Consider the following 18,853-nt stretch of genomic DNA (forward strand, 5'->3'; position numbering starts at 1 on the left):
CATCGTGAGCAAGAAGACATCCGAATTCGAGCATTCGTCCCGCAATTGCTGGGACGTGTATTCCTCCGCCGCGGACCAAAAGGCCGTGGAGGCCTGCGCCGAGACCTACATCGACTTTCTGACCCGCTGCAAGACCGAGCGCGAGACCGTGGACTACGTGCTCGCCGCCGCCAAGGCCGCGGGCTTCAGCGAGAGCCTGAGCGCCAAGAGCAAGGCCTATGTGCATGCCCAGCGCGGCAAGACCGTGCTGCTGGCCCGGCGCGGCAAGAAGCCCCTTTCCGAGGGCTTCCGCCTCGTGGGCGCGCACTGCGACACCCCGCGCATCGACCTCAAGCAGCACCCGCTGTACGAGGATACGGACCTCGGGCTCATGAAGACCCACTATTACGGCGGCATCCGCAAGTACCAGTGGATGGCGCGCGAGCTGGCCCTGCACGGCGTGGTGGTCAAAAAGGACGGCACGCTGGTCAAGGTCTGCGTGGGCGAGGACCCCAAGGACCCCGTTCTGACCATCACGGATTTGCTGCCGCACCTGGCGCAGAAGCAGGCGGACCAGAAAGTGGCCGACGCCTTTGACGCCGAAAAGCTGAACGCCCTGGTGGGCCACGAGCCCGTCAACCGCGGCGATGAGAAATCCGCCAAGGACAAGGACCGGGTGAAGCGCCGCGTGCTGGAGCTTCTGCACGCCCGCTACGGCATCACCGAGGGCGATCTGTTCAGCGCGGAACTGCAGCTCGTGCCCGCGGGACCGGCGCGCAGCGTGGGGCTCGACGCCTCCATGATCGGCGCCTACGGTCACGACGACCGCTCCTGCGTGTTCAGCGCCTTGCAGGCCCTGCTGGCCGAGAAGACCCCGGAGCACACGCAGCTGGTGCTCTTCTGGGACAAGGAGGAGATCGGCTCCGAGGGCGCCACCGGCGCGCAGTCGCTGTTCTTCGAATACGCCCTGCAGGACATCCTCGACGTGTGGTCGCCGGGGACCAAGCTCTCGCACGTGTTCGCCAAGGGCATGGCCATCAGCGCGGACGTGAACGCCGCCGTGGACCCGGACTACCAGGAAGTCTACGAGAAGCTGAACGCCGCCTACATGGGCCAGGGCCCCTGCTTCAACAAGTTCACCGGCCACCGGGGCAAGGTGGGGGCCAACGACGCCCACCCCGAGTTCGTGGCCTATCTGCGCAATATTCTGGACGAGGCGAACGTGCCCTGGCAAATGGCCGAGCTCGGCAAAGTGGACGTGGGCGGCGGCGGCACCGTGGCCAAGTTCCTGGCCGTGTACGGCATGGACGTCATCGACATGGGCCCGGCCGTGCTCTCCATGCACAGTCCCTTCGAGGTGCTGGGCAAGAGCGACCTGTACGCCACGGTCCAGGCCCTGCGCGCCTTCCTCAAGAGCTAGGAGCATAGCATGCCGGTCATCATGGGCACCGCCGGGCACATCGACCACGGCAAGACCACGCTGGTGAAGGCCTTGACCGGCATCGACTGCGACCGCCTGGCCGAGGAGAAGAAACGCGGCATCACCATCGAGCTCGGCTTCGCCTTCATGGACCTGCCCCAGGCCAAGGGGGGCAAGGGCGGCGCGCGCCGCCTGGGCGTGGTCGACGTGCCCGGGCACGAGCGTTTTGTGAAGAACATGGTGGCGGGCGCGGCCGGCATAGACTTCGTCATGCTGGTCATCGCCGCGGACGAAGGCATCATGCCGCAGACGCGCGAGCACCTGGAAATCTGCTCGCTCCTCGGCATCACCACCGGCGTGGTGGCCCTCACCAAGGTCGACATGGTGGAGCCGGACTGGCTGGACATGGTCAAGGAGGAGGTCGCGGCCTACCTTACGGGCAGCTTTCTCGAAGGCGCGCCCATCGTGCCCGTGTCCGCGCACACCGGCCAGGGGCTCGATGCCCTGAAGGCCGAGCTGGCGCAATTGGCCGATGCCTACGAACCGCACCGCCGCACGGACCTGTTCCGCCTGCCGGTGGACCGCGTGTTCACCATGAAGGGCTACGGCACGGTGGTCACGGGCACCCTGGTGTCCGGCAAGGTCAAGGTGGGCGACGACATCACCGTGTACCCCGGCGGGCTCTCGTCCAAGGTGCGCACCCTGCAAAGCCACGGGGCGCAGGTGGAGGAGGTGGCCGCTGGCAGCCGCACGGCGGTCAATCTGGCCGGTCTGGAGGTGGAGCAGCTTTCGCGCGGCGATGTGCTGGCCCGGCCCGGCTCGCTGTTCCCCAGCCTCTCCTGGGACGTGGAGCTGACCTGCCTGAAGAGTTCGCCGCGGTCCATCAAGCACCGCAAGGAGGTGCACTTCCACCACGGCGCGCGCGAGGTCATGGCCCGCGTGTACATGCTGGAGGGCGAGGCCCTGGAGCCGGGGCAGACGGCCGTCTGCCGCATCCGCTTCACCGAGCCCCTGGCCGGCGTGTACGGCGACCGCGTTGTGGCGCGTTCCTTTTCTCCGTTGCGCACCATTGCCGGCGGGCGGCTCTTGAACCCTTTGCCGCACCGGGTGAAGCGCTTCAGCACGGCCGTGGACACCCTGCGCGGTCTTGGAGCGGCGACGCCGGAGGAGATCGTGCTGGGGCAGCTGGCCCTTGCGGGCAACGCGGGGCTGAGCTTTGCCGAACTGTGCGTGGCAACGAGCCTGGAGTCCAAGGCTCTGGACAAGGCCTTGCAGCTCATGGGCGGCCGGCAGGAGGCCTTCCTGGTGGACCGCGAGGCCCGCAGCTATGTTTCCGGCCAAGTGGTCCAGGCCCTGTCCGAGGGGCTTTTGGCGCACCTGGCGGACTTCCACGCGCGCGAGCCCATGAAGCCCGGCGTGGCGCGGGGCGGGCTGGCCTCCACCTGGGGGCGCAGGCTTTCGCCCAAACTGTTCCACTTTGTGCTTGAGGGGCTGGTGCGCAAGGGCGCCATCGCGGCCGAGGCCGAGCTGCTGCGCCTGCCCGGGCACAAGGTCTCCCTGGCGGGAGACGCCTCGGCCCTGCGCGGCAAGCTGCTTTCGGCCTATGAGGCGGGCGGCGAGACCCCGCCGAACCTCAAGGACGTGCTGGAGCCCCTCGGCCTGACCTTCAAGGAGGCGGCCGCGGTGTTCAAGGTGCTGCTCGACGAAGGGCGGCTGGTGAAGGTGAAGGAGGAGATGTACTTCGCGCGCGCGCCGCTTGATGCGGTCATCGAGCGCACGCGGGCGTTCTTCGCCGACCACGAGGAGATGACTCCGCAGGACTTCCGCGAGGTGTCCAAGCTCTCGCGCAAGTACGCCATTCCGCTTTTGGAATATTTCGACAAGGAAAAGCTCACCGTGCGCGTGGGCGACAACCGCCGTTGGCGCAAGCGCTAAGGAAACGGGGTGCGTATTCCTGATTGCTTTTGCGGCGAGACTTGCGCAAAGTGCCGCCCGGAAGAGATTCGCGGTTGGCCGCGCAGCATGCCGGATACGGCGGCCGGGCAAAAGAAAAGGCCCCGTGTGACACGGGGCCTGGAATCTCGAGTGGGGTGAATGAAGGGGCTTGAACCCTCGGCCCCCAGGGCCACAACCTGGTGCTCTGCCAACTGAGCTACATTCACCACAAGAGGAAGAGTTCTTTATCCGAAGGCCCTGAAGCGGTCAAGGACAAAATCCAGTAAAATGCCTCTGCCCGCAAGAAGCTGGCCGGGAAACACCAAGGACGGATCATGGACAAGCTTATTATTGAAGGCGGCGTGCAGCTCAAGGGCGACATTCAGGTCAGCGGCTCCAAGAACGCGGCCCTGCCCATCCTCACCGCCTGCCTGTTGGCCAAGGGCCCGGTGCGCCTCACCAACGTGCCCCGCCTGCGCGACATCAACACCACCCTCAAGCTCTTGAACATCCTTGGCTGCGAGACGACCTTCGAGGACAACGTGGTGACGGCCCAGGTGCGCCAGCTGAAGCACGAGGCCCCCTATGATCTGGTGAAGACCATGCGCGCCTCGGTGCTGTGCCTTGGGCCGCTTTTGGGCCTGCTCGGCGAGGCCAAGGTGGCCCTGCCCGGCGGCTGCGCCATCGGCGCGCGGCCCGTGGACCTGCACTTGAAGGCGCTGGAGCGCATGGGCGCGCGGTTCATCCTCGACTCCGGCTACATTCAGGGCATTTGCGGCGGGCTCATCGGCGCGCGCATCATGTTCGACTTTCCCACCGTCGGCGGCACGGAGAACCTGCTCATGGCCGCCAGCGTGGCCAAAGGCTGCACCATCCTTGAGAACTGCGCCCGCGAGCCGGAGGTCGTCGATTTGGCGAACTTCCTCAACGCCATGGGCGCTCGCATTCAGGGCGCGGGCACCAGCGTCATCGAAATCGAGGGTGTGCGCGAGCTTACCGGCTGCGAATACGCCGTCATGCCGGACCGCATCGAGGCGGGCACCTATCTCATCGCCGGGGCCATCACCGACGGCGAGCTGCGGCTGCATGGCTGCCCCACGGCGGACCTGGACGCGCTCATCAACAAGCTGCGCGAAATGAACGTGTTCATTGAGCCCCAGTCCGACGGCGCCGTGCTGGTGCGCCGGAACGGGCCGCTGGTGGGCGTGGACGTGACCACCCAGCCGCACCCCGGCTTTCCCACGGACATGCAGGCCCAGCTCATGGCCCTCATGTGCGTGGCCGAGGGCTCCGGCTCCATTCAGGAAAAGATTTTCGAGAACCGCTTCATGCACGTGAGCGAGCTTGGCCGCATGGGCGCGCGCATCACCTTGAAGGACCGCACGGCCATGGTGCGCGGCGTGGACCATCTGGAGGGCGCTCCGGTCATGGCCTCGGACCTGCGCGCCAGCGCCTCCCTGGTTCTGGCCGGGCTGGTGGCCAAGGGCACCACGGAGATCCAGCGCATCTACCACCTGGACCGCGGCTATGAGCGCATGGAGGAGAAGCTCTCCGCCGTGGGCGCGCGCATCCGCCGGGAAAAGGAACAGGCCTAGCGGAGCGCTCCGGCTCATCGGAACAGCGAGACGGGATAGTGCAGGACAGCCAGCGTCAAAACCCCGGTCCAGGCGTGACCCCGCCGGGGTTGCTGGCCTGGCAGGTATACTTTCTGGCCTATGTGGCGGGCATCTGGGGCATGCGGCACCCGGAGCCCGCCTTTTGCGTGGCCGCGCTCCTGGGGATCGGTCTGGCGGCCTTCCGCCGTCCGGGGCTGTGGCGCTCGCTGGCGTCCTTGTGCCTCGTCGCCGCGTGCTTTGCCGGGGGACTGGCCCATGCGCGCCTTGCCCTGCCAACGGTTCCCGCCTTGCCGCCCCTGGTGGCCCAGAGCCAAACCCGCGCCCTGGTGCAGGCCCGCGTGGCCGAGGTGACGGACAAGACTTACGGCCGGCTTGAGATCGTGCTCGAAGACGCGCGCGCCACCTTTACGCCCAAGCCGGACAAAGGGGCCGACAACGTTCCCCAAGCCGACGACACGACCTTCGCCGACAGCACACCCGCCAACTCCACTCAAGCGCAGCCGCAGACCGTGGCCGTGCCCGGGCGCATCGCCTGGGACTGGGACGAGCCGGGCTACCGGCCCGCGCCGGGGCAGCGCGTGGAGGTGGAGCTGCGGCTCAGGCCCGTGCATGGCTTCGCCAACCTTGGCGGCGCGGATTTCGAATGGCAGCAGCGCCTGCGCGGGGTGTTCGTGCGCACCTACTCGCGCGGGGCGGACATCGAGGCCACCTGGGGGGCGCGTCCCGCGGCCTTCTGGTGGGACCTGCGCGAGAACCTGCGCGGCACGTTGCTTTCCCATTTGCCGCAGACCCAGGGCGCGGCCATCGTGCTCGGCCTGCTGCTGGGCGACCGCTCGCGCATCGACCAGAACGTGACCGACGAGCTGCGCGCGGCCGGGCTTTCGCACACGTTGGCGCTGTCGGGCTTGAACGTGGTCTACGTGGCGGTGCTGGGCCTGGGCCTGGCCTGGCTGGTGGGGCTTGCGTGGCCCCGGCTTTTTTTGCGCATCCCCCGGCAAAAGCTGGCCATACTCTTTTCCTTTCCGCTGGTGGCGGCCTATGTGTGGGTGGGGCAGGCCAGTCCGTCGCTGGTGCGCTCGGCCTGGATGTTCGGCTTTTGGGGCCTGCTGCTGCTCTTCGACCGGGGCCGCGCCCTGGTGGACGGCCTGTTCCTGGCCCTGCTGCTCATCATCGGTCTGGACCCCTTGAGCGTGTTCGACGTGAGCCTGGAGATGTCCGCCGTGGCCGTGGCGGGCATGGCCCTGCTGTACCCCTGGTTCGCGGCATTTGTCCCGCGGCCGCGCGGCTGGCTGCTGCGGCCCCTGCACTGGGCGTGGGACGCCCTGGCCCTGACCCTGTGCGCCAACCTGGCGCTTTTGCCGGTGACGGTCTGGTACTTCGGCACCTATCCTCCCAACTTTCTGCTCAACCTGCCCTGGCTGCCGGTGCAGGGGCTGGTGGTGCAGGTGCTGGGCATGGTGGGCCTGGGGCTTGCCCCGGTGCCGGGCCTCTCCGGCGTGGCGGGCGCGCTGCTCGGCTGGGCCAGCTGGGTGCAGGACTGGATGCTCGTTGGGCTGCACCGGCTTGTGGCGGCGGGCTTGTTCCCCACCTGGGCGCTGTTGCGGCCCCTGTGGCCGGAGCTGCTGGGCGCCGCCGCGGTGCTGGCCGCCGCACCCTTCTGCTGGCCCAGGCCGCGCACCCAGGCCCTGGTGCTGCTGCTTGGCGGGCTCTTGCTCATGGCTTGGCCGCAAGCGGAAATGCTGCGCGACGAGGCCCGGGACGAGGTGCGCCTGACGGTCTTCGACGTGGGCCAGGCCCAGGCCCTGCTGGTGAGCGCGCCCGGCGGCAGGCGCGTGCTGGTGGACGCGGGCGGCAGCATGAGCCGCACCTTCGACATGGGCCGCAGCGTCGTCGGCCCGGCGCTTTGTTGGGGCCGGCCGCCCCGGCTGGAGGCGGCGCTGTTCAGCCACCCGGACTCGGACCATGCCCAGGGGCTGGCGTGGATTGTGCGGCAGTTCCGCGTGGGCCGGTTTTTGACCAACGGGCAGTGGCCGGAAGGCGCCCTGGCCGATGAATTGGCCGCGGCCCTCAAGGACGGCGTCTCCGGCGGGCGACTTGCGCCGGAGGTTTTGGCGGCGGGGCAGACCCTCGACCTCGGGTCCGGCGTTGTTCTTGAGGCCCTGCACCCGGCCGAGGACTACCAGGGCCGCGGCACCAACGACAACTCCCTGGTGCTGCGTCTTGTCTGGCGCGGCGTTCCCTTGGCCATACTGCCCGGAGATGTGCAGCAGGACGGCATCGAGGACATGATCGCGCATGGTCGGAACCTGCGCGCGCAGGTGCTTGTGCTGCCGCACCACGGGTCCAAGTCCAGTTTGTCCGGCATGTTGTACGAGGCGGTGGCGCCCATGCAGGCGCTGGTGAGCTGCGGCTTCCAGAACCAGTATCATTTCCCGAACAAGGATGTGGTGGCGGAGCTGGCGCTCCATGCCATTCCCCTACAGGCCACGCCGGAGCGCGGCATGATGGAGCTGGTGTGGCGCGCGCCCGGGGGCGGCTTCAGTCTGCGGGGGGCGCGCCCTTGAGGGCGCCGTTGAGGCGGCAGCCGGCGATGTTTTCTGCGCAGGCGCACAGGTACTCCCAGGCCTGATGCTCGCCCAGGGGCTTGGCGTACAGGTAGCCCTGGGCGTATTCGCACTTGAGTCCGCTCAAGATGTCGCGCTGGGAGGACAGCTCCACGCCCTCGGCGATGACCTGGAGCTGAAGGGAGTGGGCCAGGCTGATGATGGCCTTGACGATCTCGTGGCCCTCCGGGCCGTCCTCCAGCCTGCGCACAAAAGACAGGTCGATCTTGAGCGTGTCGAGCGGGAACTGCTGCAGGCTGCTCATGGAAGAATAGCCGGTGCCGAAGTCGTCGATGGACAGGGCCATGCCCAGGGCCTTGAGCTTGCGCAGCTTGTCCACGGCGCTGGCCGCATGGTCCATGATGGCCGTCTCCGTGATCTCCAGCTTGAGGGACCCCGGCGGCAGGCCTGTTTCGGTCAGCACGGCCTTCACGTCCTCCACCAGCTGCGGCTCGGAGAACTGCCGGGGCGAAAGGTTGACGCTCATGACCAGGTTGCGCGCAAGCTCGCTGTGCTCGCGCCAGGTCATGAGGGTGCGGCAGGCCTCGCGCAGGACCATGAGCCCGATGTCCACGATGAGCCCGGAGTCCTCGGCCACGGGGATGAACTCCGCCGGGGAGATGAGGCCCTTGCGCGGGTGGCTCCAGCGCACCAGCGCCTCGAACCCGTGCAGGCCCGCGCCGCCGTCCAGCCGCACTATGGGCTGATACACCAGATAGAATTCGCCGCGTCCGATGGCCCGGCGCAGGTCGGTCTCCAGCACCAGCAGGCGGCTGGCGCGGTCGAGCATGGCCCGCGTGAAGGCCTTGAAGCGGTTGCGGCCGGCCTTCTTGGCCTGATGCATGGCCACGTTGGCGTTGCGCAACAGGTCCGCCGGGCTCTCGGAGTCCAGGGTGCCCAGGGTTATGCCCAGGCTGGCGGTGAGCTGTATTTCGTGCCCGGCGATGGAAAGGGGCTGGCTTAGGGCCTGGCGCACGCGCTGCACGGCCTGGATGGTCTCGCGCGGGGAGGCCAGCTCCTCCAGCAGCAGCACGAACTCGTCGCCGCCGAAACGCGACACGGTGTCGAAGGCGCGCACGCTGGCGCGCAGCGTCTCGGCCACGGCGATGAGCACCTTGTCGCCGAAGGCGTGGCCGAGGCTGTCGTTCAGCACCTTGAAGCGGTCCAGGTCGAGGAAGATGACGGAGAAGAAATAGCGCTTGAGCCGGCGCGAACGCTCCATGGCCTGCTGGATGCGGTCGAGGCAGAGCGAGCGGTTGGCCAGCCCGGTCAAAGGATCGTGCAGGGCCAGATGCCGCAGCTGCAGCTCCATCTCCTTGCGCTCGGTTATGTCGCGCAGGCTTATGCGGCTGCCCATGGACCCGCCGTTGCCGCCCATGACCTCGCGCTTGACCTCGTTGACCCAGCGCTCCTGGCCGTTCTTCATGCGGATGCGGTAGTCGAGGGATTCGTCGTCCTGGTCCTGGTCGTGGAAGCTCAGCCAGCCGGTCAGGTCGTCCTCGTGCACCAGCTTCTCCAGCCCGCGCGGATCGGTCAGGAAGTGCTCACGCGGGTAGCCGGTGATGCGCTCGCAGGAAGGACTCACGTAGATCATCTCGCCCGTGGGGCTTATCCAGCACTCCATGCCGTGGGTGTATTCGGCCACGATGCGGTGGCGGTCCTCGCTCTCCTTCAGGGCCAGCTCGGTCTCCACCTGGCGGGTTATGTCGATGCCGATGCCGCCAACGCCGGTTATGCCGCCATGCTGCACCAGGGGAAACTTGGACATTTGCAGATGCCGCGCCGGGCCGCCGGTGAGCAGCCGCATCTGCTGCTGCTGCATTATGGGCTTGCCCTCGCGCTTGATGTAGCCGTCGGTTTCGCGCAGCAGGCGGACGATGTCCTCGGGCCAGAAGTCCGTGTCGCTGCGGCCCATGATCTGGCCGGGCGTGAGGCCGAGGAAATCGCCGAAGGCCGGATTGCAGAAAATGTACTTGCCGTCCAGGTCCTTGACAAAGGCCATGGCCGGAGAGTTCTCCATGAACGAGGCGAAGAGCCGCCGGCTCTTGTCCAACTCGGCCTCGATCAGCAGGCGCACGCTGACATCGCGCGCGATGACCACGGCGTAGCCCTTGCCGGCGAAGGAATGCAGCGTGACCGTGATTTCCGTGGGCACGCTGCGGCCCTCGGCCCCGGTCAGGGTGGTGACGATGTGCCCGTTGCGGAACTGCAGGTCGGTCGGGTCCGGTCCGGCCTCCTTGACGACGCCGGCGTAGCGCGCGGCTATCTCGGGCGGGAACAGCCGCGCGATATGCACGCCGAGCACCTCGGCCCGGCTCAGGCCCAGCATGAGCAGGGCGGTCTCGTTCACGTCGGCCACGGACCAGTCGTCGGCGAGGAACACGAAAATGGCGTCGTTGGCGTGGTCCACCACGGCGCGGAAGCGCTCCAGCTCGTCCAGCTTGCGGCGCAGCTCCGGGTAATAGCTTTTGGCCATGGAGCGTTCGCCCAGGCCGATGAGCCTGTCGCGCAGGGAGTTCTGCGGAGGTTCTCCGTTAGAGGGCATGCTCGAACACGGCGCGTATTTCCCCTGCCGTGGGGGTCTTGGGGTTGGTGACCATGCAGGGGTCGTGCATGGCGAACGTGGTCAGGCCGTCCAGGTCCTCATCGCGCACGCCAAGCGAGGCCAGGCCCGCGGTGATGCCCACTGCGGTTTTGAGGGCGCGCACCTGGCCCAGCACCGCGTCGCGCTTCTCCGCCGGGCTTGCGTGGGGCGTAAGGGTCGCGCCCAGGGCCACGGCGATGTCGGCGTAGCGCTCCGGCGCGGCGTCGAAATTGTAGTCGATGACATGGTCGAGGAGCATGGCGTTGCACTGTCCGTGGGGCAGGTCCATGAGCCCGCCCAGGCTGTGGGCCATGGCGTGCACCGCGCCCAGAATGGCGTTGGAGAAGGCCAGGCCCGCGTACATGCTGCCGAGCATCATGCCCGCGCGGGCGGTCTCGTCGTCCGGGTGGGTTATGGCGCGGGGCAGGTGCTTGGCTATGCGCCGCATGGCCTCCAGGGCGAAGAGGTCCGTCGTGGGGCCGTGGGCGTTGGAGACATACGCCTCCACCGCGTGGGTCAGCGCGTCCACGCCGGTGTTGGCCGTCAGCTCCCGGGGCATGCTCAGGGTCAAAAGCGGGTCGATGAGGGCGATGTCCGGCACCATGGCCTTGCTGACGATGGCGATTTTGACCTTGCGCGTGGTGTCGTTGATGATGGCGAACTGGCTCACGTCGGCCGAGCTGCCCGCTGTGGTGGGCACGCAGATGAGCGGCGGACCGGGGTGCTCCACGTTGTCCACGCCCTCGAACTCCAGCACGTTGCGGTCGTTGGTGCACACGATGCCGATGCCCTTGGCGCAGTCCATGGGGCTGCCGCCGCCCACGGCCACAATGGCGTCGCAGCCGGTGGCGCGGTAAATCTCGGCTCCGCGCATGACTTCGTTGTCGCGCGGGTTGGCGTGCACCTGGGTGAACAGCTCCACGCCGAGGCCGGCTTCGGCGATGCTCTGCAGAATGCCGGCGAACCACGGCTGCTCCCGCACGCCGGGGTCGGTGACGAGCAACGCCTTGCGTGCACCAAGATTTTGTGCATACCGGCCGGCAAGCTCCGCAGCACCGGCACCGAATACGGTCTCGGGTGCGAGGAACTTGCGCAGGTCCAATAGCGACGCATCATCCATGGCCAGCCTCCGCAGCGACATGTGTACGCAAGAATGGTGTAAGGTAGATACCTTATTAGCTCAGTATGTTGAGGAAGGGAAGGCCTGGAAGAAATAAATACAGTGCGGAGGGTCAATAAATCCAGGTCTGTCCGGCGGCCATGGGCCGCACGTCGCAGGAGGGGAGAAGCGCATGCAGCGCGTGGACGCGGTCTGGGCCAGTGCAATGCCCGGCGACCAGCTGGCGTATGCCGAACGCGTCGATGGCGGCGGCTGTCTCTTCCACGGCGCTGGCGTCGGCCGTGTACAAATGCAGTCCGCCCAGCACGGCGTGGAAGGAGGCCAGCCCCAGGCGGGCGCTGGCGCAGGCGAGGGAATTGTAGAGCCCGCTGTGGCAGCAGCCCAGAATGACCACTGGTCCCTTGGCGGTTTCGAGCACCAGGAAGGCGTCGTCGGGCACAGGGTCGGGCTCACGGCCCTCGCGGTCCAGCGAGAAGCCGCGCACGGACTGGAACCGGCCTGGCGCGCGGGGAATGTCCGCCAGCATGGTCAGTCCCGGAGTCAAAACGGTTGCCGGACCTGCTGGCGCAAATTTCGGCAGGGGCTTGGGCGGGCCGATGCGCCGCCGCGGCTTGCCGTCGGGCTCGTCGGCCCAGCGTGCGCTGGCGCATGCCGGGTGGGCATGCACGGCTCCCGCGAAGCCGGTGTGCTCGAACAAGGCGCTGACGCCGCCGGTGTGGTCGTAGTGGCCGTGGCTCAAGGCCAGGCCCCGCGCCGCGCCCACGTCGACGCCGAGCCGCCCGGCGTTTTGCAGGTAGAGGCCGGTCTGGCCGGTGTCCCACAGCCACAAGCCGTCCGCCCCGCCCAGGTCTATGGCCAGGGAGAGGCCCCACTCGCAGCCGCAGGCCGGGTGCGCGGATTCATTGTCGCAGAGCACGACAATGCGGCGCTCGGCCATTTGTCGCTCGGCTATCGGTCGCTCGGCGATCCGGGACATCAGGCCTTTTTCGTCTCGTGGACCAGCGGGCTGTCGTGCTTGCCGCCGGGCTTGGGCCACTTCTGCGGATCGTCCTTGAAGAGCTTGTAATTGATGGAGTCCACCAGGGCCTGCCAGCTGGCCTCGATGATGTTGTGCGAGACGCCGACCGTGGTCCAGCGGTTGTGCCGGTCGCCGGATTCGATGAGCACGCGCACGTAGGAGGCCGTGCCGTTGCCGTCCTTGCTGGCCAGCGACATGACGCGCACCTTGAAGTCCAGCAGGCGCATCTGCGCCAGGGTGGGGTACGAGGGCTCAAGAGCCCGGCGCAGGGCGACGTCGAGGGCGTTCACGGGGCCGTGGCCGGTGGCGGCCGTGTGGGCCACCTCGCCGCGCACCTGGAGCATCACCGTGGCCTCGCTGAAGGGCTCCTTGTCGTCGTTCACGGCGTCGAGCACGCGGTAGTTCAGCATCTGGAAGTAGCGCTTGCTCCAGCCCATCATGCGGAAGAAGAGGATCTCGTAGCTGGCCTCGGCCACGGAATATTCGTAGCCCATGGTCTCGCGGCGCTTGAGTTCGGCCAGCAGGTCGAGCACGGCCGGGTCGTCCTTGTCCAGGTCGTAGCCGTACTGCTTGGCCTTGAACAGGATGTTGCTGCGGCCGGCCAGGTCGGAGAGCAGCACGCGGTTGGTGTTGCCCACCAGCGCGGGTTCGATGTGCTCGTAAGTATGCGGATTTTTCAGCACCGCGCTGACGTGCACGCCGCCCTTGTGGGCGAAGGCCGAGCCGCCAACGTAGGGCTGGCGCGGGAAGGGCCGCTGGTTTGCGGTCTCCGCCACGTAGAGCGAGACCCCGGAGAGCTTTTTCAGGTTCTCCGGGCCGATGCAGCGCACGCCGAGCTTGAGCTCCAGGCTGGGGATGATGGAGCAGAGGTTGGCGTTGCCGCAGCGCTCGCCGTAGCCGTTCATGGTGCCCTGCACCTGCACGGCGCCGCGGCGCACGGCCTCGATGCTGTTGGCCACGGCCAGTTCGCAGTCGTTGTGCGTGTGGATGCCCAGGGCCGCGCCGGGCAGCGCCGCCTGCACCTTCAGGATGATCTCGCCAAGTTCCGTGGGCAGGGTGCCGCCGTTGGTGTCGCACAGCACCAGCACGTCGGTCCCGGCCTCGCGCGCGGCCTTCAGGCAGGCGATGGCGTACTCCGGGTTGGCCTTGAAGCCGTCGAAGAAGTGCTCGGCGTCGAAGAACAGCTCGCGCACGTTTTTGCGCAAAAAGGCCAGGCTGCCGCCGATGAGCTCCAGGTTGCGCGCCAGGGGCACGCGCAGGGCGCTGGTCACGTGGAAGTCCCACGTTTTGCCGAAGATGGTGGCGACCTCGACCTGGGCGTCGATGATGGACTTCAGGTTGGGGTCGCTCTCCGGCGCGGTCTTGCTGTTGTGCGTGCTGCCAAAGGCCGAGACCACCGCGTTCTTCAGGGCGTAGTTCTTGATCTCCTTGAAGAACTGCTTGTCCGTGGAGTTGGAGCCGGGCCAGCCGCCCTCAATGTAGTGGATCCCCAGCTCGTCTAGCTTTCCCGCGATGCGAATCTTGTCCTCGGTGGTGAGGTGCAGTTCTTCCGCTTGGGTGCCGTCTCTGAGGGTCGTATCGTAGATGCTGGCCTGGCGCATGGTCTTCCTTGTGCTGTATGTTAGCCGATGAAGGTCTGGTGCAGGGTGCGCACCGCAAGTTCCGTGTATTTGTCCTCGATGAGGCAGGAGAGCTTGATCTCCGAGGTGCTGATCATGAGAATGTTGATGTTCTCGTCGCGCATGGCGCGGAAGGCCTTGGAGGCGACGCCGGAGTGGTTGCGCATGCCGACGCCGATGACGGACACCTTGGCCACGTTCTTGTCGGACAACAGCGCCTTGTAGCCGATTTCGGCCTTCAGGCCCTCCATCAGCTTCAGGGTGGCGTCCAGGTCGGCGCGGGTGACCGTGAAGGTGATGTCGGTGCGGCCCTCGCGGCTGGGATTCTGCACGATCATGTCCACGAGGATCTGCTTCTCCGCGATGGGAATGAAAATGGAGGCGCAGACGCCGGGTTCGTCGATGACGCCCACCAGCGTAACCTGGGCCTGGTCCTTGTCGTAGGCGATGCCGGCAACCTGAACTGATTCCACGAGTTTGTCCTCCTGAGTGACCATGGTTCCGGGCTCGTCGCTGAAGGTGGAGCGAACATGCACGGTCACGTTGTATTTTTTGGCGAATTCAACGGAGCGGATCTGGAGCACCTTGGCGCCCATGCTGGCCATCTCGAGCATCTCGTCGTAGGCGATGTGGTCGAGCTTCTTGGCCTCGGCGCAGATGTTCGGGTCGGTGGTGAACACGCCGGGCACGTCGGTGTAGATCTCGCACATCTCGGCCTTGAGGGCGGCCGCCACGGCCACGGCCGAGGTGTCCGAGCCGCCGCGTCCCAGGGTGGTTATGCGCCCATTCTCGTCCACGCCCTGGAAGCCCGCCACCACCAGCACGTCGTAGTCCTCAAGCATGTTCACAAGCTTTTCGGAGTCGATGCTTTTGATGCGCGCCTTGCCGTAGCAGTTGTCGCTGATGATGGGGATTTGATGGCCCAGCACCGAGCGGCATTTTATGCCCTGGTCCTTGGCCATCATGGCGAAGAGCGCCACGGAAATTTGTTCGCCGGTGGAGACGAGGCTGTCCATCTCGGCAAGGTCGGGCGTTTGCGACCACTGCCTGGACAGGGCGATGAGCCTGTTGGTTTCTCCGGCCATGGCCGAGAGCACCACGATGACTTTGTCGCCGTTCGCCAAGGGGCGGCGAACATTATTCAGCACCTGCTGCATGCACTCCAGGTTGCGCACGGAGGTGCCGCCGAATTTCTGCACCACGATATTCTTCATCGCTATGAATCCTTCTCCCATGTGTTGAGCTGAGGGGCCAGAGCTTCAAGCAGGCCGTCGGCCGCCTTTCCCCATGCCCTGATTTCGAGCGCCCGTCCAGAGGGAACAGAGGACCAGGTGAGGGTCAGGGCCTCCTCCGGCCAGTCCGCGCGGGGCAGGTTTTCTATCCATTCGGCCACCACCAGAACATTCTGCGCGTCCAGCGCGTCCAGAAACTCCTCCGGCGCGCAGCCCGCCACGCGGTAGAGGTCGAAGTGCGCCACCTGGGGCCTGGTGGGGTAGATGTTCACGATGTTGAAGCTGGGGCTCGAGACCTCGGCTTCTGCCGCGCCCGGCAGGGCGGCCACAAGGCCGCGCACCAGCGTGGTTTTGCCGGAGCCCAGCGGGCCGGAAAGCAGCAAGGGCACAAGCCCCCCGGAAGCGGTTCTGCTTCCGGCCAGGGCCTTTGCCAACGCCGCGCCCAGGGCCAGCGTCATGTCGTGATCCGCAAGATGCAGCTGCACGGGGTCCTACTTGTGCTGATGCTCCAGAAGGGTGCGCAGAATGTCCTCCTTGCCGACGACGCCCACGAGCTTGCCGGAGTCGACCACGGGCAGGGTGTAGAGCTTCTCGTTCACCATGACGGTGGCGATCTCGTCGATGGGCGTCTGCGGGGTGACGAACTTCGGGTGCGGGGTCATGGCCTGGGAGACCTTGGTGGCCGCGATCTTCTGGATCTCCTTTTCGAAGTCCTCGCGGCTGGAGAGGGCGATGAAGCCGTCGAGCATGGCGAAGATGGAGGGCATGGTGACCTGCTTCTGCTGGGCCACCAGATCGCTCTGGGTCAGCACGCCCAGCAGCTTGCCGGTTGTGTCGACCACGGGCGCGCCGTTGATCTTGCGCTCGAGCAGGAGCTTGACCGCGGTGAGGACGTCGCTGTCCGGCGAGAGGGTCACGGGGTCCGGGGTCATGATGTCGATGGCCTTCAGCATGGGGTGTGCTCCTTTATGACGAGTGGGAGGGTATGGGCGATCTCCGTGGGGAGGTTGCCCCGGCCGGGAAAGTCGCGCGCGAGCAGCTCGCCGCATTGGCCATGCCAGTAAACCGCCAGGCAGGCGGCCTGCAAGGGGCAGATGCCGCGCGAAAGGCAGGCGGCCATGACGCCGGCCAGCACGTCGCCGCTGCCGCCCACTGCCAGGTTGGGCGCGGCGATGGGGCACAGGTGCAGCACGCCGCATTGCCCCACCAGGGTGCCCGCGCCCTTGAGCGCCAGCACCTGCGGGTGCGTCTGCGTGAAGCGGCGGGCCGCGGCGGGTCTGTCGGCCTGCAGCCCGCCCATGCCCATGCCCAGAATGCGCGCCATTTCGCCGGGGTGCGGCGTAAGCACGGCGTTCTTGGGCAGTTCGGCCATGAGCTTGGGGTTTTGGGCCAGGTGGAACAGGGCGTCGGCGTCGATGACGCAGGGCGGCGCCCAGGCCTTGCTCAGGTCGACGCTGAAGTGCTGGACAAAGGCCTTGGCAAAGGCGGCCAGAAAGTCCGCCGCGCCCTGGCCGCGGCCCAGCCCGGGGCCGATGACCACCGCGTCGAAGCGGCTCAGATGGGGCAGCAGCTCCTCCAGGCAGTCCGGCGACCAGTGCGCGCCCTTGCCCAGCGGCAGGGCCATGAGGTCCGGCATGCCGGCCTTGACCTCGGCCAAAACCCCGCGCGGGCAGGCGATGGTCACGAGCCCGGCTCCGGCGCGCAGCGCGCCCAGGCCGCACAGCTGCGCGGCGCCGGTCAGGCCCTCGCACCCGCCGATGACGAGCACGTGCCCGGCCTTGCCCTTGTGCAGATCCGCCGCCGGGGCCTTCAAAAGCTCGTACAGGCCGTCGGTCATGAGGAACTGGCCCGAGGGCGCGGCCACGGTGGCGGCGCGTGGCAGGCCGATGCTGCGGATTTCCAGCGCGCCCACGTAGGGCGCGGCCTGGGGCATGGCGCTGCCCAGCTTGGGCGCGTGGAAGGCCACGGTGAGGTCTGCGCGCACGGCCACGGGCTTGGGCAGGCCGGTGGTGCCGCACAGGCCGGAGGGGATGTCGAGCGCCAGGACGAAGGCTTCTTCCGCAAGTTTGTTCATGGCCGTGACGCAGGCCGCGGCCACGGGCGAAAGCTCGCCGCTGAAGCCGGTGCCGAGCAGACCGTCAACCAGCACGTCCGGGCGGTCCAGGGCGGCCAGCGTTCTTTCGGCGCGGTCCAGGGGCATGTGCCTAAAGGCGACGCCAGCCCGGGCGGCCAGGTCCAGGTGATACTTGGCACCGGCGCGGTAGGCGCTCTTGGGCTTGGTGTGCAGAACAAGGGGGATGGCGCCTTCGTCCAGCAGCCTGCGCGCCACGACAAAGGCGTCGCCGCCGTTGTTGCCGCCGCCGGCCACCAGCAGCACCTGTGCGCCTTCCAAGGGGCCGAACTCCTCAAGAAGCGCGGCCAGAGCCGCGGCTCCGGCGTTTTCCATGAGCAGTTCGGCGCCGAGGCCGAAGTCTTTGATGGCGGCTTGATCCCAAGCGGCCATTTCTGCGGGGGTGGGCAAAGGCTCGAACATGCGTCCTCCTTGGAGGCGTTGCGGCGTAACCGCAAACAGGACCGTTAATGGGCCTTACAGGGGGGAGCCCTCCAAAATGACCACAGCGGCGGCCACGTCGCGGCCGTGGGTCAGCGAAAGATGCAGGCTGGTGGCGCCCATGGCGTCGGCCAGTTCGCGCGCGCGGCCGGTAAGCAGCAGGGCCGGCGCGCCGGAGGCCAGGGAGCGCACCTCGATGTTGTGCATGGTGACGCCGTGCGCGAAGCCGGTGCCCAGGGCCTTGGCGCAGGCCTCCTTGGCGGCGAAGCGCGCGGCAACGTACGCCTCGGCGTTCGTTTCGGGCATGGCCTCGGCCTCGGCCCGGGTGAGCACGCGGCTGACGAAGCGCGCGCCGAAGCGCGCCAAGCTCTCGCGGATGCGGCCAAGCTCCGCCACGTCGAGTCCCAGGCCCAGAATCACCGCGTTCCCTTTAGTCCGCGAAGCCGCGGACGATATCGGACATTTCCCTGGTGGCCTGGCGCAGGCCGACATAGACGGCGCGCGCCATGATGCTGTGGCCGATGGAGTATTCGTTGATGCCGGAGACCTTGGCGAAGGGCAGCACGTTCACGTAGCCCAGGCCGTGGCCCAGGTTCACCTTGAGGCCCAGGTCCTGGGCGTAGCGTATGCCGGCCAGGATCTTGTCCAGCTCGTCCTGGCGGGCGGCCGGGGTTTTGGCGTTGGCGTAGTGCCCGGTGTGGATCTCGATGTACTGCGCGCCGGTTTGGCTGGCGGCCAAGATCTGCGCCGGATCGGCGTCTATGAACAGGCTGGCCTGGATGTCGCGCTCGAGCAGCGGGGCCAGAAAGACCTGCAGCTCGCCCTCGCGGCCAACGCAGTTGAGCCCGCCCTCGGTGGTGAGCTCCTGGCGCTTTTCGGGCACAAGGCACACGCTGTCCGGGCCGATGGTCAGCGCGATCTGCTGCATCTCGCCGGTGGCGGCCATTTCCAGGTTCAGCTTGGTGTTCACGGTGCGGCGCAGAATCTCCACGTCGCGGTCCTGAATGTGCCGGCGGTCCTCGCGCAGGTGCACGATGATGCCTGCCGCGCCGCCCAGCTCGGCCTCGTGGGCGCCGAGGACAGGATCGGGCTCCTGGCCCAAACGGGCCTGACGCAGGGTGGCCACATGGTCCACGTTGACGCAGAGAAGGGGCATGTCTACCTCCAGGCTGAATG

The 18,853-nt window shown here is 67.3% G+C and carries 14 protein-coding genes and 1 tRNA gene; 4 read left to right on the plus strand and 11 right to left on the minus strand.

Going from position 1 to position 18,853, the window contains the following annotated elements:
• Positions 1 to 4: 4 nt before the first annotated feature.
• Positions 5 to 1,399: an aminopeptidase gene (locus ACYQ4W_RS03825; protein WP_459853019.1), complete on the plus strand. Its 1,395-nt coding sequence runs from the start codon at positions 5 to 7 to the stop codon at positions 1,397 to 1,399.
• A gap of 9 nt (positions 1,400 to 1,408) precedes the next feature.
• Positions 1,409 to 3,334, plus strand: coding sequence for a selenocysteine-specific translation elongation factor (selB, locus tag ACYQ4W_RS03830; RefSeq protein ID WP_459853021.1), 1,926 nt, complete (start codon positions 1,409 to 1,411; stop codon positions 3,332 to 3,334).
• 151 nt (positions 3,335 to 3,485) lie between these two features.
• On the opposite strand, the gene ACYQ4W_RS03835 is transcribed toward selB, so the two are convergent.
• Positions 3,486 to 3,561: transfer RNA gene (locus ACYQ4W_RS03835), tRNA-His, on the minus strand.
• A gap of 108 nt (positions 3,562 to 3,669) precedes the next feature.
• Between ACYQ4W_RS03835 and murA the strand changes: the two genes are divergently transcribed.
• Together murA and ACYQ4W_RS03845 are read left to right on the plus strand one after the other, a co-directional pair.
• Positions 3,670 to 4,929 carry a UDP-N-acetylglucosamine 1-carboxyvinyltransferase gene (murA, locus tag ACYQ4W_RS03840; protein ID WP_459853024.1) on the plus strand — a complete coding sequence of 420 codons (1,260 nt, stop codon included), beginning with the start codon at positions 3,670 to 3,672 and terminating at the stop codon, positions 4,927 to 4,929.
• 38 nt (positions 4,930 to 4,967) lie between these two features.
• Entirely contained in the window at positions 4,968 to 7,514 is a 2,547-nt protein-coding gene (locus ACYQ4W_RS03845; protein ID WP_459853026.1) for a DNA internalization-related competence protein ComEC/Rec2, read from the plus strand.
• Here ACYQ4W_RS03845 and ACYQ4W_RS03850 read toward each other — a convergent pair.
• The 10 genes from ACYQ4W_RS03850 to ACYQ4W_RS03895 form a co-directional block, all read right to left on the minus strand.
• Positions 7,489 to 10,098 (minus strand): sensor domain-containing protein, encoded by a 2,610-nt coding sequence (locus ACYQ4W_RS03850; protein ID WP_459853029.1) that lies wholly within the window; start codon positions 10,096 to 10,098, stop codon positions 7,489 to 7,491. The genes ACYQ4W_RS03845 and ACYQ4W_RS03850 overlap by 26 nt on opposite strands.
• Positions 10,088 to 11,257 carry an alcohol dehydrogenase-like regulatory protein ErcA gene (ercA, locus tag ACYQ4W_RS03855; protein WP_459853031.1) on the minus strand — a complete coding sequence of 390 codons (1,170 nt, stop codon included), beginning with the start codon at positions 11,255 to 11,257 and terminating at the stop codon, positions 10,088 to 10,090. The genes ACYQ4W_RS03850 and ercA overlap by 11 nt, the downstream gene beginning before the upstream one ends.
• A 112-nt stretch (positions 11,258 to 11,369) precedes the next feature.
• Entirely contained in the window at positions 11,370 to 12,233 is an 864-nt protein-coding gene (locus ACYQ4W_RS03860) for an MBL fold metallo-hydrolase (RefSeq protein ID WP_459853034.1), read from the minus strand.
• A complete protein-coding gene (cimA, locus tag ACYQ4W_RS03865) occupies positions 12,233 to 13,876 on the minus strand; it encodes a citramalate synthase (RefSeq protein ID WP_459853036.1) in 1,644 nt (547 codons plus the stop codon). Before cimA ends, ACYQ4W_RS03860 begins: the two co-directional genes overlap by 1 nt.
• Positions 13,877 to 13,896: 20 nt before the next feature.
• Entirely contained in the window at positions 13,897 to 15,108 is a 1,212-nt protein-coding gene (locus ACYQ4W_RS03870; protein WP_459853038.1) for an aspartate kinase, read from the minus strand.
• 2 nt (positions 15,109 to 15,110) lie between these two features.
• Positions 15,111 to 15,611, minus strand: a complete 501-nt coding sequence (gene tsaE, locus ACYQ4W_RS03875) for a tRNA (adenosine(37)-N6)-threonylcarbamoyltransferase complex ATPase subunit type 1 TsaE (protein WP_459853040.1) — start codon at positions 15,609 to 15,611, stop codon at positions 15,111 to 15,113.
• 6 nt (positions 15,612 to 15,617) lie between these two features.
• Complete coding sequence (locus tag ACYQ4W_RS03880) at positions 15,618 to 16,079, minus strand: CBS domain-containing protein (protein WP_459853042.1); 462 nt, start codon at positions 16,077 to 16,079, stop codon at positions 15,618 to 15,620.
• Complete coding sequence (locus ACYQ4W_RS03885; RefSeq protein WP_459853044.1) at positions 16,073 to 17,659, minus strand: NAD(P)H-hydrate dehydratase; 1,587 nt, start codon at positions 17,657 to 17,659, stop codon at positions 16,073 to 16,075. Before ACYQ4W_RS03885 ends, ACYQ4W_RS03880 begins: the two co-directional genes overlap by 7 nt.
• A gap of 54 nt (positions 17,660 to 17,713) precedes the next feature.
• On the minus strand, positions 17,714 to 18,097 hold the full coding sequence (locus ACYQ4W_RS03890; RefSeq protein ID WP_459853046.1) for a holo-[acyl-carrier-protein] synthase: 384 nt from the start codon (positions 18,095 to 18,097) through the stop codon (positions 17,714 to 17,716).
• Between the two features lie 10 nt (positions 18,098 to 18,107).
• On the minus strand, positions 18,108 to 18,833 hold the full coding sequence (locus ACYQ4W_RS03895) for a pyridoxine 5'-phosphate synthase (protein ID WP_459853048.1): 726 nt from the start codon (positions 18,831 to 18,833) through the stop codon (positions 18,108 to 18,110).
• Positions 18,834 to 18,853: the final 20 nt, after the last annotated feature.

The sequence above is a fragment of the Humidesulfovibrio idahonensis genome (assembly GCF_054657715.1).